An 18,153-nucleotide genomic window follows, 5' to 3' on the forward strand; every position below is an offset into this window, starting at 1 on the left:
ACGTATACAGGTTACTTAAGATACAGCCAAGTCAGTATTTTTCCGATGACATGGCTGTATTTATCAAACAATTTGCTTCGCCATGCCTTATCACTAGAGTGAAAAATACCTTTCCCGTGACTAAACGCTTTAAACCCTTCGATAGAATGATATTGTCCTATCCCCGAACTTCCCACACCACCAAACGGTAAATCAGCAACCGCCACATGTAAAAGCATATCATTAATACTCAGTGAGCCACACTCAAGCCGATATTTAACATCATTTTGTGCACATTTATCACTGGTATATAAATAACACGCTAATGGCACCTCAGTGCTTCTTACGATACTCTGAGCGTGTTCAAGATCTCTCACTTTGAAAATACTTAGTATTGGCCCAAAAACCTCTTCTTGCATCACTTTCAAACTCCTTGGCGGCTCAAAAACCAAATGTACTCCAAAGTCATTTGCTACAGCGGCCTCTAAAGGTTTAGAGTGCCACACCGACACTCCCTTGGATTCCGCTTGCTCTAACATCGAGACCAGTCTAGATTGATGGCGCTCATTCAATAACCCAGTACTGTCATCGGTGGTATTGATACTTGTAAGCTTTTCTTTGAGCTTAGCCACAAAGGCGTCAAACACTTCTTGATGCACCAGTACATAATCTGGTGCAACACAGATTTGTCCGCAATTCATGCGCTTGGTGAAAGCTAAATCTAATACTACTTTCTCTATATTTGCGTCACTTAGGACGATGACTGGTGACTTTCCACCCAACTCTAAAGTGACCGGAACCAAATTACCGGCACTCGCTTGGTATACTTTTTTACCAATATGAGTGGAGCCTGTAAAAAATAAGTGATCAAAAGGAAGCTCACTGAATTTTACACCCATTTGTGCATCACCTTCTATAACCGTGCACTCGGTTGATAAATCCAACAAAATAGATTTGATCACATCGTTTACACGGGGTGTATGCTCACTGAGTTTCAGCATGACTTTGTTACCCGCTCCAATTGCAGTCGCTAACGGAACAAGTGAAAGTTGTATCGGGTAATTCCACGGTGCGATAATACCAACAACGCCTTTTGGCACATATTCAATGTATGCACGCGAAGGCAAAAACTCTACGCCAGGGTTGCGTTTATCTGGCCTCATCCAATTCTTAAGGTGACGGCAAATATATTCAATATGATTCACCGTCGGGATCATATCTGCCATAACGGTATCTAATTCTGCTCTTTGGCTAAAATCTTTTCGAGCTGCTTCAACAAGCGCAGACTTATAGTTAACAATCGCCGATTTTAAAGCTTTTAGCTTTTCAATTCGTAATCCACTTGAAGTGTATGGCTCTGCAAGAAAAGAGGCTTTCAACCTAAATAGTTTTTGCTCAAGCTCTGAGTCTCGTTCAGATTTCACAGGTAATTCCTCAGTCTCCAATGGCCCAGCTACTATACTTGGGCGTTATCACAACAAACTACAGTGACCTCAATACACATAAACTAAAAGCGCATTAATCAACATCGACTTTTCATCAAAGATGATTTCAAAAGATAGTATCAGAGAAATTTACGAACCTCTAGCTTGTAAACTAAATGTAAAACAGAATAAGGAATGCGTGAAGCATTGAATTAAGAATGGTGAAAATAAAGGAGCTACTGTCAATCCGTAGCCCCATCATTTTAGATTTAGAAAACAAAGACCCATTTTGCAACGGTCAATGTCAAAATGCTGATCATGGTGATGGCGATTATGTTTAAAACAAATCCAGCTTTCACCATATCCCTGATACGAATTTCACCGGAGCCAAAAACAATCGCATTCGGCGGCGTCGCAACAGGCATCATAAAAGCACAACTGGCAGCCATTGCAGCGGGAATAATCCATATCAGAGGAGTGCCGGTCACTTGTTCAGCAACTGGCCCAAGCAAGGGTAAAAAACCAGCAGCGGTGGCTGTGTTACTTGTGAGCTCAGTTAAGAAAGTTATGAGCGCAGCAACCGCTATGACACCAAGCACAATCGGTATTGCGCTTGCACCAGCCAGAACATTTGCAATATATGCCGCAAGCCCAGACCCCTTTATTTGACTTGCCAGCGTCAACCCACCACCAAACAGCAATAAAATACCCCACGGGACATCTTTGGCAGCAGCCCAATCCATTACCTTTTGGCCATCATAACTCGCAGGTAATACAAACAGCAAAATAGACGCTGCAATCGCGATACCCGTGTCTGTAATTCCTAAGCCCGTCCAAGTCTGTATATAAGGCCTCAAAAGCCAGCCAAATACAGCAAATAAGAAGACAAATAATACATTTTTTTGGGCCAATGACATTTGGCCTAACTCAGCAAGTTGAGCAGTAAATATCTCCGTCAGTGCTGAACTTTCTGCTTGCGGTGTCAATTTAAACGCAAACTTCGTCAACCATACCCAACACAATAGGATCATGCCGAAAGTAAAAGGGACAGCAACAATCATCCATTGTGCAAATCCAATTTTAATCTGGTGATTGTCCCACAGGTATGCAACCATCAACGCATTCGGCGCAGTGCCTATTATAGTTCCAACGCCACCTAAACTCGCACTATAGGCAATTGCCAACAATAACGCTTTGGCATAATTATCACAGCCATTACCGTTACTTTGCAGCACATGGATCACTGATAATGCGATAGGCAATAACATCAAAGTCGTCGCGGTGTTATTTATCCACATCGATAAAAAGCCGCTAACCAACATCATTGCAAGGATTTGATACTTAGGATTAGTACCACTTTTAAGCATAGTTTTAAGTGCTATACGTTTGTGCAGTTGCGACTTTTCCATCGCAATTGAAATAAGAAACCCACCTAAAAACAAAAAAATTAAAGGGTGAGAATACGCAGACGATGTACTTTTAATATCGTTGATGCCAGCCAGCGGCACTGCCAGCAAGGGGACTAAAGACGTTACCGGAATGGGCACAGCTTCACTTACCCACCAAACGGCAAGCCACATGGCAAGGCCAGCAGTTCTCCAACCTTGCTCAGACAACCCTTCAGGGCTGCTAGTAAAACAGGTCATTAAAAAAAGAAATGGGCCCAAAAACAGCCATAATTTATCTAAATGTGCACTGCCTTTATTCATTGTTTCTGTCATTTTTATGTTTTTTATAATTATGCGTTGTAAATAAGGAGGCAGTATGAATGACATCAAGCACGACCACAAGACAGACCAGACTCAAATAAGTGCTAGTTCGCGATGTTGAAAAGATACTGTAAGTTACAAAACGATATTTGTAGCTGATTGATTTCTCTATTTACTTCTGATTCTTAGCGAAACCCACCAGCTACTGTGTTTATCTAACTACTGTGCACTGTAAGTCAAAGATACGCCTGAAGACGTTGAATAACCTCTGACATCAAAGTACCACGTACCCGCTTCAGGAGCTGTAAAAGTACAACTTTCATTGTTGCCGTACAAATAGGGTCTGCATCGATAACGAGAAGTCGAAGACTCCGAACCAAAGTTCACATAAAGATCGGCATCTCCCGTACCTCCAGCGATTGAAACTTTAAGTTCTTGGTAACCTGCACCAAGAACCAAGCTGTAGCGCTGCCACTGGCCAGATCCCACATTAATTCCACTAATAACTTCTTGTATGGGTGTCGGATCTGTCGGTGGTGGCGGAGGTGTACTACCCGCAGTTTTAGCAAGTTCGGCAACATATGCTGCGGCTAACTTGGCAAAATTTATTGAGTGACTAGCATCAAACCCAGTGTCATTAGAAGTATGGATATTACGGTTAGCTTCTCTCATTCTCGATTCAAAAGGAAAGGAAGCAGCAAAACCTTGCTGATACCATGAGGCATGATCGGAGCACCCATAGCCACAACGATCAAACCCATAATTTAGTGTCGGCAGATACGTATCAAGTAATTGGCTCATAAATGTATTTTGAGCACTATTGGTGTAGTCAGTTATAAATACAATATCATAACTGCCCCCTTTATTGCCCGACATGTCAAACTGCGCCATTCCAACTACATTTTTTCCTTGAGCTTTGTAATCAGCAGCAATCGCTTTAGAGCCCCTTAGGCCAACCTCCTCCGCTGCATATCCCATTATTTGTATGGTTCTTTTTGGCCTAAACCCTGAGTCAGAAATCGCTTTTAAAACTTCGCTCAGTACCGCAATTCCCGACGCATTGTCATCTGCACCTGGGGCACGACCATTACTAGAGTTCGCGCTATTAATTGAATCTAAGTGGCCACCAATAATCACGATTTCATTCGCGTTTTCACTGCCTGGAATGGTTGCAATTACTGATGGCTGTGCCCAGTCGTGCCCATATTGCTCAACTGTGATATCGGCTCTTTTTTTTGCAATATCTACCCAGTGCGCTTTTACCCAATTGGATGCATCAACACCTGACTGTTGTGTGTAATAGCGATTGTAAAATGCCATTAATGAGTTAACTGTACTATCAAGACCCGTTGTCGATACTCGAGAAATCAAATCCTGAACAGCTTGTCCATTATCTATAGTATAGGTTTGACTAGGTTGCGCGGAATGTGCGTGGGCAAGTTGAGACAAGTATTGCTGCGCTTCAAGCTCGCTATCATGAGCAACGAACCCTCCGCATCTGTGGTAGTTATCGTGCATAAAATGGCTGAGCTGAAAATGCTCTTGTTCATCAACTAACAAAACATCCACGTCTGGAGAGTTTGATATCGCGCTATGGTAAGCGGTGCCTTTTACTGCATTTTCTAGCTGGTAATGATGACTTGCTTGAGATTCTATCGTAATCCATTTTGGTGCGGTGTGTGTGTTTGCTATAGCAGGCAAGGTAATGCACGCTGCCATAGTTAATAAGGCTTTGGTACACATAATTGTTCCTTTATACAAATGTATAATTGAGACGGTAGAACACCGTCTCAAATAGAAAAGTGATTAATTAGCTTTGATATTTAAGGTAACCCCTGAAGCGCTGCTATAACCTCGAAGGTCTATGTGCCAAGTGCCACTTTGAGGGTTAGTGAACGAGCATGATTCACTGTTACCATTTTTATAAGGTCTACATTGGTAAGTCGATGTTGAAGAAGCTGAACCAAAGTTGACATACAAATCCGCATCTCCCGAGCCACCAGAAATTGTTACTTCTAAGCTAGAGTAACCTGCTCCGAGCTGCTGCGTATATCTCGCCCATTGACCAGAACTAACCGAAATATTGCTTTCCGTTCTATCAATAGGTTGATTGCCATTTCCTCCTGAAGAATAAGTGCCCGTCAAGGATACACCCGATATTTGATTCCAAGCTTCAACCATCACGTAATAAGTGCCAGCTTGAATATTTGAGATCGAGCAAGTTTCGCTGCTAGTTGATGTGGTACTTTTACAGTCATATGTTTGCAAAGATGGTCGGCTACCAAACTTGACATAAAGATCTGCGTCACCTGAGCCGCCTGAAGTTTCAAACTTTAAGCTGGTTGCATCTGCCGGCACGTTTAGCACAAAAAACTGCTGTGCTTTTGACGCTCCACTAATACCAGTACGAGCAACGCCGTTTGTCAGTTCTTCATCCGTAGGAGGTGTACCGCAACTACTGCCTGAGCTAAGCTGTGAGTTCACTCCAACTAGCGCAAGTGCAGCTTTAACGTCATCCGGGTTATAACCTAAGTCACATGCTGCGTCCATTACACCATTACCGGCTAAATCCCAATCGGTGCTCGCTGTCCAATACATCTGATTGGCTTTGGCCATAACAATAAACGCTTTTTTAGTATCCCAACCAGTTGTTGTCGCCAGATTGTAAAACGCTTTGTTGAATACACCTGATGAATGGTGAACATCCATACTGGAAGTGTAATTAGACTGATGATCAATTGAACGCCCATCCTTAGTTGGATCGTTCATGTATCTGAGTGCACCGCTTCCTTTAAAAATATCTTGGCCAACTAACCAGTCATTGGTGCCCTTCATGTAAAACTCTGCTGCTTCACCAGCCATATCAGAAAAGGCCTCGTTCAAACCACCTGATTTATATCTATATACTAGACCAGAGTTTTGCTCAGTAAACCCGTGACTAACTTCGTGCGCCGACACATCAAGACTCACAAGCGGGTAAAATCTATCTTTACCATCACCGAATGTCATTGAGCGGCCATCCCAAAATGCATTTTCATAATTGTTGCTGTAATGCACACGCATTTGTAATTGAAAGCTCAGAGGTGCAGCGCCTAACCAATCGTTGTACATATTGAACACAACGTTGCCAAAATAATGCGCATCATTTAGTGGTGAATATGCACCATTTATTGTTTTTACGGTATTTTCAGGACATGTAAAGCTATGGGCAGAAGATCCACTTGAACCATGATTAAGGTTTATAGTCTTTACGTTTGCGTTGTTCATTGTACAAGTATTGCCAGACTGACTGACATCTAAATGACCATAGTCCGTACCATAGTCATACCGCCCTGTTTTTTCGTTTCCACCTGGGCCTGTCGCGTTTGCATGTTGAATATTATTATAATTTACAAGAACTTCGCCTGAGTTAGCATCAACAATCATATAAGGACGAGCGGGCTCATGACCATAAGTTACATACGTCATCTCATAAACCAAACGAGCAGTTCCTGACTCATCTAGCCAAACACCCAGTCGACTTTCTTCGTTGTGTTTTTGAACGTGTTCAGCAGTAGAAAGCAATTGAGACTGCACCGCTTTAACGGCGCTTTCTAACTTTAAACTTGGTGTAACAGAAGCAATGTCTGACTCAATACCGTACACGGCAGCACCGTGGGCATGCTTGAGGGACCCTTGCTCATTAAATGTAAGGCTTATCGTGTCACCGATCACTGGCAACCCTTGATACATTTGTTGATAACGATGTGTGATTGAGCCATTTTTATGCTTAAAAGACTTTAAAACTTTTAATTCACTTTGACTGCTAAGCCCAATCATCTGTGAAGCAGGCGTTGAAAGAACTGCCGGCGCAGCACCTTGCAACATCATGCTCAAGTTTGCTTCATTGTTTAAGTATTGTTTTTGCGCAGCAATAGCGCTCCCTGACATTACAGCCAATGCAGATAACGTCACTGTTGTTATCGTAGATAGTTTCACTTTTATGCTCCTTGATTGTGTGTTTTTATCTCAAACAAAAGCCGAGATAGCGTGCTCAATACGCACGCAATAATGAGACTAGACAATCAAAACAATAAATACACCTATTTTTAACATTTGTTACATTTTCAATATGGCATATATTTAAGTAAAAACTTCATTAGCTTAGCTTTTTTCTATCAGGAAAAGAGAATATTTCAACTCACAAATGTAAATATTGTGATACACAAATAGTATTAACACTCAAATGGTAATAGCAGGGGTTAACTTAATTGACACAATGTATAGGATTTTCTGAAAGGAAGTAAGAACGCCCTATCAGTGAGCGCTCCTTATAAAATGAAGGATGAGACAAAGCTACTAGTCCTGACAAGCAACTTCTTTAGTCATAGAGTTTGTTATTATTTTCCACCCTATATCGGATACCTTTAGTTCATCCAAAGGAGCAGACTCGCTTTTAAAACACTTTGTAGTGTTACTCGGATACAGCGATAAAAATGTGATTGCATAAGCGAGATCATCATTCGATGTGTCAGCTTTAAACTCAATTTTACGCAATGCAAATCGGTGAGCATCTGGATAATTTGCAGCAACACTTTCTACTACAACTGCTTGGTTTTGTACTAAAGATCCACTTAAAGCACTTTTAATATCCTTACCAATCCCTTCATCGATCGCCATGCCAACAGCGATGCCCATAGGCCCCATCGCCCCCATTAGCATTGGACCTGCAGCCGCACCTCGCCCGACATAAGATACTTTGGGAAACGCTGAGTCCATCTGCAAAGGTTTAAGTGAGATGCTACAACCTGACACCATTAGCACACATAAGGACAGCCATATTGCTTTCGAAAAAAATAACTTCATAAGCCTTTAATTCATTTAATCAAATTCGCCATATTTTCAATTATATTAGTAATTTAAACAAGCTAAAACTGATACGTATAACGCATTCTGAGCTGGCGCCCTTTCTGTGGAACCCGACCATCATATCGTCTGGGATCAAATGCATCAGTCTCCTTATCAAACACGTTCTGTATTTGCAGTGCAACGCCTTGTTTGTCATCTAACTGCCAGCTGACTGTTGCCCCAAATAGCCAGTGACTCGCCTGCCTATACGGCGAAAAATCGGGGTCATCTGGCAGTTCAAATGGAATGACGGTAATTCCATCTCGCCACAGCCCGTTAACCGAATACTGAAACTGGCCAGACTTGAAATTAAAAACTAAAGAGCCAAATTTCTTGTAGCTAGGATTAAATGGCAAATCAATATATTGCGTAAATGTGCTACTTAACCAAGCATTGTCTGAAATATGCAAAGTGCCACTAAACTCTATTCCCTGCATACTGGTTTCAAAAACATTGTCAAACGTAAATCGCGTCTGAGCTTCATCCACTGGGATCAAATTGATAAAATCCTCTAGCTCGTTGTCAAACACAACCAAATCCACTTGCCAATTTTTATCTTGAATATGCCACACTAATTCAGTTGTTTTTACATACTCAGCTTTAAGGTTTGGGTTGCCTTGGGTCACTTCATCATTTGAATTCAGTTCATTACTAACCGGCACTCTAAAAGACTCACCATATTGCAGCTTAAATGTGTGTACTGGGTTAAGTTGATAAATTACGGCTAACCTCGGAGACAACTTTTTATCAATGTCCAATACATCGTCAAACCTTGCCCCCGCAAAGACTGTAACCTTGTCGTTGAAAATATACTTAGCTTGTACATACGCGGCATAAGAGTCAAAGTCTTGCTTTAGGGATGTGAAAGGTGCGTAGTTATTTATAACCTCCAGTCCACCTAAGTAAAACTCTTCGGCAGGAATCACCTCTTGACGTACAGGGTCATAGTAATTGGTGTATACATCTGCTCGTGACTGCTCTTCCCACGAGTATTCGCCACCCAAAATGATGTTTAGAGACTCACTGTGGTCATAAATAAGCTCACTATTGAGCGTTAAATCTCTTGATTGCCACCTTGGCCCAACAAACAAGCCATGCTCCAAACCCAGCTGCTCAGCTGTTGCGATTTGTCCGCTGCTTTTTATATCATGTTTGATAAATTCTAATTTTGTTTTGTTACTTAAAGAGTCACTAATTTCGTTTTCAAACTCTAGTTGCATACCAAAGTTTCGGCTCGTGTATTCGTTCTCTTTAGACTCCCCAGACAAATTAATAAACTCGTCCAATCGCGTTTCCGTATTGTGTACTGCAAATCGCCAATTTTGCCATTTCAGTTCAATCTCAAGAAATCGGCCATCGACAGGATCCTTTACCCCGGCTTCAAAATACTTATCGCCATCATCACGATACAATGAAGCATTCGCGCTGAACTCTAATCCACTTTCAAACGCTTGGTGTATACTCGCCGCACCTTGATACATGCCCCTATCACCTATGGCAGCCATAACAATGTTGTCATTTTTGCGAGTAACAATATTCATGACACCTAAAAATGCATTGCTACCATACAGTGCAGAACCGGGCCCCCTAATAAACTCGACCCTTTCGACCACTTCAACAGGAATAAAAGGTGTATAGACAGAGGCTTTACCGAATGAGGATTCATTTAGTCTTTGACCATTAAGCATCACCAACACGTTACCACTATCTAAATAAATGCCTCGCGCATGCTCTTTGGGGACTGCACCAACCCAATCGCCACGGGTTGATTGCATACCAGGTACAAAGTTCATTAACTCATAAACATTTGCAACGCCTAATAGCTGAATGTGTTGCTGATTAAATACGGTAATACTGGAAGGTACAGACGTTGAGGTTTCTTTGGTCTTGGTAGCGAGCGTAATATTAACGTCAAGCAACTCTTCAAAGCTAAGCTCAAATATATCTTCTTGAGATGCTGCGCAGTTAGCGCTGATAAAAGTGGCGAGAATTAGAGGGACTGTTTTTTTCATATTGAGCCTGACTACTTACGCTATAGCAAGCTCATGTTTAAAAGAAGAAAATCTTCAATTAAAGTTGGCTCACACAGTTACCGTCCATACAGCTTAATAATACGCATGATATGCAACTGTGCAAGTTTTTGCTTATGTTTTTACGCCGTTTGCAATTTCCTAGCTTTGAAATATTTGTACAGACCAATAAGGGAGGCCGCTATCCAGAATAGCTCAATGACGAAGCTTGCAAGGTTAAAGTTATAACATAGGCTTATGAGCAACAATATTGCTCCAGATAGATTCATGAGGTTATATTTGAGGCCGTCTGGCGCAACCTTTTCAAGCTGAAGCAAGAAAAACGCACCAACAACAAGAAAGGTGCCGGTCATACCAATAACGTCAAATAAGATATCAATCATGTTTTTGTCCATAGATTTTGTGGATACTCACCCAAACACGCTGGCCCTAATCCGTGGGAAGGGTGACTTTCAATCGTTGAAACAGCACAAACTTTGAAAGTATCTCTGTTTTCGCCTTTGAGCTACAGGATAAATGTCCTCTTTGGGTTCACTTAAAAGTGACTTTTTTACCCACTATTTTCAGGGCTGGCGCCCCTCTTATCAGCGTTTTTCTTGAAAACTCTTGTTCACAGTTTGGACAATGGGTTTGATTTTGAGTGTGATCAACCGTAATTCGCTCAACAAAGCACTTTATCAAATTACCTTTTCCGCCTTTTCTATATTTAAATAATTGCGCCTTGCATTTTGCACAATAAATATCAACTGTCCTTGTCGGCCCTTTTTTATTAGGTTTTGCCACTTAGTTAAGACTCCCAATTACGAAACCGATTAATGTAAATTGTAACGTGTGGTAGCCCGCATTGACCAGAAACAACTTTAGAGGTCGTTGCTCAAATAGATAACTGACACCAAAAGATGTGCCAACAAATACAATCCCAATTCCCATGCCATACATCATTGTATCTACAACGGAAGGAGAGCTGCCTACTGTGATTGCCACCCCCGTAGAAGCAAGCAAACAAAATGCAAACGCTCCAAGGAAAATCAATTTATGGTTTGCATTTTTTAAGTCAAGCTCCGTTAGTCCTGCACCTTCTAACCAAGCTTGTTGAAACATCAGGGGCGAATACCACATCCCACCCAACACAAAAGAACCTATCGCGCTTAGCAATACGGCAAATATGTTCACTTCAAATACATACATTGATACTTGCCCCATTATCTCGTTAATTTCAATTTAGTTAATAACTGAGAAATGAGCAATATATGCGGGCACCTTGGCCTTATTTTGAAACAGGCCGTTTTTGTAACTTGCGTTGCAATGTTCTTCTATGCATATTCAATTGTCTTGCAGTTTCAGAAACATTACCACCATTTGCCTGTAGCGTTTGTTGAATATGCTCCCACTCTAACCTCTCAGGAGACATTGTAGATTCGAAGCTATTTTCTACCTCAATTTCTTCACCTAACAACTTTTTAGCAATCAGTTTAGTATCTGCGGGCTTGGTCAAGTAATCATCAGCCCCCAGCTTAATCGCTTCAACAGCTGTGGCGATACTCGCAAAACCGGTCAATAAGACTAGTTTACATGTCGGCAAAGCCTCTCTGATCCCTTCAATATAATGCAAACCAGACGAGTGCTCTAACTTCATATCAAGCAATACGTATTGAGGTAAAAACACCTTACATTTATCGATTATTTCGGATTCCAAATTAACGCAAACACATTCAAAGCCCATTTTTGACATTCTTCTCGCTAAGGTATGAGAAAATGCAATATCGTCCTCAATGATCAATAACTTCATTACGCGCCCACAATAGGTAATTTGGCTGTGGATAATACACCACCTTCTGGCATATTCTCCAGCTTTAGCTCACCATTGACACGCTCTAGTGTTGCATGAGTGAGCAAGAGCGCCATACCAAAACCACTGTCGCTTTCCACGACCGACTTGCCTATCGTATCTAATTTTTGTTGCGCTATTCCCTTGCCTTGATCTTTGATGGTTAAGTACCAGTGGCCTTCGTTTGCAAATGCATTTAAAGCAATGACCGTTTTATTTGCACGTTCATTCGCCTTTGCTGCGTTAACAACCAAATTTAATAAAGAAGGAATAAGCATGGGATCTCCTTGAATGTCCACCGATGGTGTCTTTTCTTCAATCTCAATAACTTGTTTTGGGTACTGTAGGGCCATTAATTCTTCTAACTGCTCTAACACAAAGGCCGATGATAGTGCCTTTTTATTCCCCTTAAGTTTGAGCAATTCTGTTTGGTCACGAAACCCTTCTAACTGAGCACGGCATTGAGATATTGGATTAGTCATCTCTCTTACTGCGGGATGATGCGGAAAGTCTTCGTGCAGTTCTTCCAGCAGCAAGCTTAAGTGCGCAATTGGCGTTGCCAGTTGGTGTGTAACCTGCGCGGCGGCACTCCCGAGCGCCAATAACTGCTCTTGTTGAAGTTGCTTTTCACGTGTTTTAGCTAACAGAGCTTCACGTTCACGAATACGCTTTACAAGCAATGCCACGACCCCTACCGTGACCACGACCATAAAGACAAAATTAACAAACATGCCCAATAAATGCTCGCCCATATGCATACCGTGATGATGCATTGGCATGCTCACCGCAATGTACAAATAGCCATAGGCAGCTAGCGCACTGATGGAAACAAATAGCACATACCCTATCGATACTGTGACGGCGGCAATAATACAAGGTAGCAAGAGTAAAGAGACAAAAGCGTTACTAGCACCACCGAGGAAGGACAGTAAAACTGACAAAAACAAAATATCGGCTACAAGCTGTAATGTCATTGCTTTTTCGGATATTTCTCTTGATCTCCGATATACAAAAATGCTCAAAAGCTGAAAAGCTGACTCTAAGGCAATAATTGTAAAAACTGGCTTATGTGGGATATTTTTATCAAGAAGTAATATAGAAATGAGCACCAGCAAAAGCTGCAAGACAATCGCAATCGAACGTAACAATAGCAATTGCCCTAATGCCGACTGGGGAGAAAATGCAATAACCATTTTAACGGTCCAAATCAAATGATGGCGTACTTTACCTCAATGCTTGCATAAAGCCCAGTCCCTTAAAAAATGGGTTATTAATCGTAATTCAACATAAATTCAGGGCTTGGCGTACCTTGATGGAAAAGTAATTGCCATCCATGGGCGTTTTTACGCCAAATAGACATCCTCAGAGAAAACTGTAAATTGCTATAGGCATTTCTGCGATAAGCGGCGTGATAAGTCAGTTGCGCAATGTTATCGGCCAGCATTTGTCCCCTGAAGTCTTGGTTATAAAACTGTGGCACTTTTTCACTCGGCAAACGAGATAAGACATGACGCTTATTGAACAGCAAACCATTTGCGGATATTTCATAAAAATCATCGTCTAACAGAATGGACAAACGCTCTTTGGATTCACGGACGCTCGGCTCAAGCAGTTGGCGTTCGAGTAAAATCAGTTCATCGAGTAATTCTTGTGTGATTTTCTGAGTCATAAAGTGCTGAATTTTAGCCAGTTTCAGATTTAATTTTAGACAAATGTAGCAAATCAACAAGGTTATCTTTGTGTAGATATCAATAGTTTGTTATAACTGTAAAATTATCCAAGTGGTCGGATTTGATAAAGAGACAATATGATTTATGCGAAAATAACAGGCTGGGGTAAAGCCGTACCACCTGCCACTATCAGCAATGATGAAATTAGTACTATTGTTGATACCAATGATGAGTGGATCGCAACTCGAACGGGAATACGTGCTCGTAGAGTAAGCCACGTAAGTACAGCCGAATTGGCAACCATCGCCAGTAAACACGCGCTTGCATGTGCGGGACTAGAAGGCAAAGACATTGACCTAGTTTTGTTAGCGACCTGTACACCTTCCACAATGGTGGCCAATACAGCCTCATTAGTGCAAAAAAATATCGGCGCAACCGGTGCAGCTGCATGCGACACAAATGCTGCATGTTCAGGCTTTTTATATGCCTTGCAAAATGCTACCGCTCAGATTCAAGCTGGGATGATTAAACGCGCTGTCGTTGTTGCCGCTGAGCGCATGACTTGGTATGTAAACTGGGCCAAACGTGATAGTGCGGTGCTATTTGGAGACGGTGCTGGTGCTGTTGTATTAGAGGCAAGCTCTGAGCCAAGTGGTTTAATGGGAACAAAAACGGGTTGCGACACTGAAGATAGAGACATCTTGCATATCACCAATTACGGCTCAGATATGGATAAATACAAGCCAACTGGACCATCAGATTTACTATTTGAAGGCAGAGAGATATTTAAACGTGCTGTGACTGGAATGAGTATCGCGTGTGATGATGTGATGCAAAAAGCGAACTTACACTTGGACGATATTGATGTTTTGATCCCGCATCAAGCAAACTTAAGAATCATACAAGCAATTCAGAAAAAACTGGCAATTTGTGATGACAAAGTGATGGTCAATATAGATCAGTATGGTAATACCTCCGCCGCAACTATCGCCATCGCACTTTGCGAAGCTGTCGAACAAGGCTTAATCAAACCACATGCGAATATAATGTCAGCAGCATTTGGAGCAGGACTTACATGGGCTGCAAGCTATATTAAATGGGGTGAGCGCACAACACCTATCAATACATGCGACTATCAATTTCCACCTTGTGAAAAGTCAGGCTTAGAGCTCGTGCATGATGCTGTGCTTGCCTGCAAATCAGCTGATTAACTTCTAATTTTGGTGGGCAGCACCGCTGCTCGCTATCCCCCTAAATAGCTGCTAGAATTCTCGGCGTTAGATACAAACTAATGATACCTACTTTGTGCCAAGAAGCACTTAAGTCTTTACTACACGCACTCTTTGTATTTTACTCTGGCGAAATCGTCATACAGGGGTGACGCGCTCTGTCGTAATTCATGTCATTCGAATTCAACACGCGATGACAACATTACTCGCAATGATTAGCAGTAAAGGCCAAAAATAGAGTTTGGCGAAGCAGCACCTTGAAACATAGGTGCGTGTCCAGCTCAATGACAACAAACTAGAATCATATTAGGGGAATAAGGTGTTTAAACCACACTCAGAAATCAGCAATTTAGAGCCACAAATCGTTTGGCAGTTTTTCGATCAAATATGTTCAATCCCTCACCCTTCAAAGCATGAAGAGGCACTTGCTCAATTTATTATTGACTGGGCAAGCGCTCAAAACCTGGCCGTTCGTAGAGATAAAACCGGCAATGTTTTTATTAAGAAAGCAGCAACAGCGGGCATGGAAAACAGAAAACCCGTAGTACTCCAAGCCCACATTGATATGGTTCCGCAAAAAAATGATGACACCGACCACAACTTCGTGACAGATCCTATTAGACCTTTTGTTGATGGTGACTGGGTAACAGCAGACGGCACAACTTTAGGGGCAGATAATGGCATCGGCATGGCTTCTTGCTTGGCTGTACTTGCCGCTGATGATATCGCCCATGGTCCATTAGAAGTAATCCTAACGGTAGATGAAGAAGCTGGAATGACTGGCGCTTTTGGTTTAGAAGCTGGCTGGCTTGAAGGGGAAATTCTGCTAAACACGGACTCAGAACAAGAAGGCGAGATCTACATGGGTTGTGCAGGTGGCATTGACGCTAGCTTGACCCTCAATATTGAGAGACAACCAAAGCAAGACGATCAAGTATATATTGAAATCGCGCTTAAAGGACTCAAAGGCGGACACTCAGGTGTAGATATTCACACAGGAAGAGCAAATGCCAACAAGCTTCTTGCCCGCACACTCAAACATCACTTTAACGATGTCGAGTTTCAAATTGTTGAGTTTAAAGGTGGTTCACTGAGAAATGCGATTCCACGTGAAGCCTACGCTACGATTGCAGTTAAAGACTCAGACGTGAATACCATCAATGCACACATTAAAAATGTAGAGATGTTGATGAAGCAGGAGCTTAAAGCAATTGAAACAGGCTTAAGCTTTAACACGCAACAGGTCGATCATACACTTTCTCCACTTTCAAATGACAGTACAGCTAAGCTCTTGTCAATCATCAACGCATGCCCAAATGGCGTAGTCAGAATGAGCGATGACATCAAAGGCGTTGTAGAAACCTCTTTAAATTTAGGTGTGATCACTTCATCAGAAGATTCAATTGAAGTTTTATGCTTAATCAGATCGCTTATCGACTCTGGTAGAAAAGATGTTGAAGGCACGCTTTCATCTTTAGCAGAATTAGCTGGAGCAGAGATTGAGTTTTCTGGTGCATACCCAGGCTGGAAACCAGAACCAGATTCAGAGCTTGTGCATATTTTCCGCGATATGTATGAGGGCATTTATGGCAACAAGCCTGATATTATGGTTATTCATGCAGGTTTGGAATGTGGATTATTCAAGGAACCGTACCCAGATATGGACATGATATCTTTTGGGCCTACAATTAAATTCCCTCACTCTCCTGATGAGAAAGTCCACATTGGCTCTGTCGGGTTGTATTGGCAACAAATGAAAGCTTTACTAACTAATATCCCAGTAAAAGGTTAGTCCATAAAAGCAAAAAACGGCTCATTAGGAGCCGTTTTTATAAAACATTAGTTTGCGAAACGTTTTTGTAAATAGGACAGTGTTGCTCTTAAACCTAACCCTTCGCCACCTACTGGTCTGCCTGGTAAGTGACGGACATTCCATGCCATAACATCAAAATGCAGCCAAGGCGTAGTATCAGGATCGACGAACTCTTTAAGGTAAAGTGCAGCTGTAATTGACCCTCCAAATGGGGTCGAACCACAATTCGCGATATCTGCGATATCGCTTTTAAATAGTCCTTTGTACTGGTCAAATAAAGGTAATTGCCACACAGGGTCCTGATGTACCAACCCTTGTTCAATGATTTCGTTTGCAATCGCCTGATCTGTGCTGTAAAAACCTGGTAACTCAGTTCCCAAAGCAATACGACATGCACCAGTTAATGTAGCAAAATCGATTAAAAGTTCTGGTGCTTCGCTTTGTGCTTCCGCCAATGCATCACATAACACCAAACGTCCCTCGGCATCTGTATTATCAATTTCTACAGTGATACCTTTGCGTGTTTTAATGACATCGCCAGGACGGAAAGCATTTTTAGAAACGGCGTTTTCTACAGCTGGCACTAACACACGAAGTCGCACAGGCAAGTTAGCTGCCATAATCATGTGCGCTAAGCCAAGAACATGTGCTGCACCACCCATGTCTTTTTTCATGTTACGCATGCCTGAAGCTGGTTTTAAATCTAGCCCACCAGAGTCGAAACATACTCCTTTGCCCACTAGCGTCAGTTTTGGTGCACTCTCATCACCCCATGTTAAATCCAATAGTCTCGGTTTGTTATCACTTGCTCTGCCTACCATGTGTATAGTGGGGTAATTGTGCTCCAGCAATTCGTCGCCTATAAGTTGATTAAACTCACCGCCAAATTGCTCTGCTAGCTCTATAAATGTTTCAGCAAGGTGTTGCGGCATCATGTCAGCCGCTGGCGTATTAACCAGATCGCGAACTAGGTAAATACCCGTCACTACATCTTTTATACGCTTAAACTGAGCGTCATCTGATAGTGCTAATTTTGCTTGAATTGGCGCTGACTTTTTATAGGCACTGTACTGATAAGCACCTAACGCATAACTGGTTGCAGCTCTTTCAATAAGCTCTTGGGTGCCTGTAAATTGATACGTTCCTTTTGGCAATTGCTTGGCAAGATCTCCCGCAATCCATTGTTCTTCAAGGGACTCCACAATACACAGAACACACTCTAGTTCACCACTGTTCAAATCAGGGACCAGCAAAACATTTTGCCCTTCTTGTCGAGAAGCCAACACAAAGTTCTGTGCTGCGTTCGCATGCTCAGAAAGCCAACTATTCAGTTGTGACTCTGTTGTGAAATGAATCGGTGTACCTTTATTGGAGTGAATGAGTATAGTGCTCATACGTGCCTCTTATTGTAAGTTGTATTAATTAAAGGATACCAATTCGCGACTCACAATTCACTGGTATAAGGGTAAGTTTTTTCTATATTTATATAATCGGGGTAAAATGCTTTTTGAGTATGTAATTTGACGTACTCTTGGTACTCAAGTTACGCATACACAATAATAAAAAAGAGCAGTTTTAAATGTA

15 protein-coding genes are annotated in these 18,153 nt (G+C 41.9%); 2 read left to right on the forward strand and 13 right to left on the reverse strand.

Going from position 1 to position 18,153, the window contains the following annotated elements; all coding sequences use genetic code 11:
• Window positions 1-11 precede the first annotated feature (11 nt).
• The 12 genes from N480_RS03395 to N480_RS03450 all read right to left on the reverse strand — a co-directional run bounded on the left by N480_RS03395 (window position 12) and on the right by N480_RS03450 (window position 13,526).
• Window positions 12-1,403, reverse strand: coding sequence for an aldehyde dehydrogenase family protein (locus N480_RS03395; RefSeq protein ID WP_063371113.1), 1,392 nt, complete (start codon window positions 1,401-1,403; stop codon window positions 12-14).
• Between the two features lie 269 nt (window positions 1,404-1,672).
• Window positions 1,673-3,112, reverse strand: coding sequence for an SLC13 family permease (locus N480_RS03400; RefSeq protein WP_419554934.1), 1,440 nt, complete (start codon window positions 3,110-3,112; stop codon window positions 1,673-1,675).
• Window positions 3,113-3,331: 219 nt separating this feature from the next.
• Window positions 3,332-4,855, reverse strand: coding sequence for a M20/M25/M40 family metallo-hydrolase (locus N480_RS03405; RefSeq protein WP_063371114.1), 1,524 nt, complete (start codon window positions 4,853-4,855; stop codon window positions 3,332-3,334).
• 63 nt (window positions 4,856-4,918) lie between these two features.
• Entirely contained in the window at window positions 4,919-7,090 is a 2,172-nt protein-coding gene (locus N480_RS03410) for a M4 family metallopeptidase (protein WP_063371115.1), read from the reverse strand.
• A gap of 360 nt (window positions 7,091-7,450) precedes the next feature.
• Entirely contained in the window at window positions 7,451-7,957 is a 507-nt protein-coding gene (locus N480_RS03415; protein WP_155732748.1) for a hypothetical protein, read from the reverse strand.
• A gap of 62 nt (window positions 7,958-8,019) precedes the next feature.
• Window positions 8,020-10,011, reverse strand: coding sequence for a TonB-dependent receptor plug domain-containing protein (locus N480_RS03420; RefSeq protein WP_063371117.1), 1,992 nt, complete (start codon window positions 10,009-10,011; stop codon window positions 8,020-8,022).
• A gap of 140 nt (window positions 10,012-10,151) precedes the next feature.
• Window positions 10,152-10,412 (reverse strand): CBU_0592 family membrane protein, encoded by a 261-nt coding sequence (locus N480_RS03425; protein WP_063371118.1) that lies wholly within the window; start codon window positions 10,410-10,412, stop codon window positions 10,152-10,154.
• Window positions 10,413-10,560: 148 nt separating this feature from the next.
• Window positions 10,561-10,812: a hypothetical protein gene (locus N480_RS25745; RefSeq protein WP_063371119.1), complete on the reverse strand. Its 252-nt coding sequence runs from the start codon at window positions 10,810-10,812 to the stop codon at window positions 10,561-10,563.
• On the reverse strand, window positions 10,813-11,232 hold the full coding sequence (locus tag N480_RS03435) for a DUF1761 domain-containing protein (RefSeq protein ID WP_231102217.1): 420 nt from the start codon (window positions 11,230-11,232) through the stop codon (window positions 10,813-10,815).
• Window positions 11,233-11,296: 64 nt separating this feature from the next.
• Window positions 11,297-11,818, reverse strand: coding sequence for a response regulator transcription factor (locus tag N480_RS03440; protein WP_063371121.1), 522 nt, complete (start codon window positions 11,816-11,818; stop codon window positions 11,297-11,299).
• On the reverse strand, window positions 11,818-13,050 hold the full coding sequence (locus tag N480_RS03445; protein WP_063371122.1) for a sensor histidine kinase: 1,233 nt from the start codon (window positions 13,048-13,050) through the stop codon (window positions 11,818-11,820). The genes N480_RS03440 and N480_RS03445 overlap by 1 nt, the downstream gene beginning before the upstream one ends.
• A gap of 77 nt (window positions 13,051-13,127) precedes the next feature.
• Window positions 13,128-13,526, reverse strand: coding sequence for a DUF4440 domain-containing protein (locus N480_RS03450; protein ID WP_063371238.1), 399 nt, complete (start codon window positions 13,524-13,526; stop codon window positions 13,128-13,130).
• A 138-nt stretch (window positions 13,527-13,664) separates the two neighbouring features.
• Between N480_RS03450 and N480_RS03455 the strand changes: the two genes are divergently transcribed.
• Both N480_RS03455 and N480_RS03460 read left to right on the forward strand, forming a co-directional pair.
• Window positions 13,665-14,738 (forward strand): ketoacyl-ACP synthase III, encoded by a 1,074-nt coding sequence (locus N480_RS03455; protein ID WP_063371123.1) that lies wholly within the window; start codon window positions 13,665-13,667, stop codon window positions 14,736-14,738.
• Window positions 14,739-15,075: 337 nt separating this feature from the next.
• On the forward strand, window positions 15,076-16,548 hold the full coding sequence (locus N480_RS03460) for an aminoacyl-histidine dipeptidase (protein WP_063371124.1): 1,473 nt from the start codon (window positions 15,076-15,078) through the stop codon (window positions 16,546-16,548).
• 47 nt (window positions 16,549-16,595) lie between these two features.
• Here the strand turns inward: N480_RS03460 and N480_RS03465 are convergent, their stop codons facing one another.
• Window positions 16,596-17,963: a leucyl aminopeptidase family protein gene (locus N480_RS03465; protein ID WP_063371125.1), complete on the reverse strand. Its 1,368-nt coding sequence runs from the start codon at window positions 17,961-17,963 to the stop codon at window positions 16,596-16,598.
• Window positions 17,964-18,153 lie beyond the last annotated feature (190 nt).

Source organism: Pseudoalteromonas luteoviolacea S2607 (genome assembly GCF_001625575.1).
GTDB lineage: Bacteria > Pseudomonadota > Gammaproteobacteria > Enterobacterales > Alteromonadaceae > Pseudoalteromonas > Pseudoalteromonas luteoviolacea_E.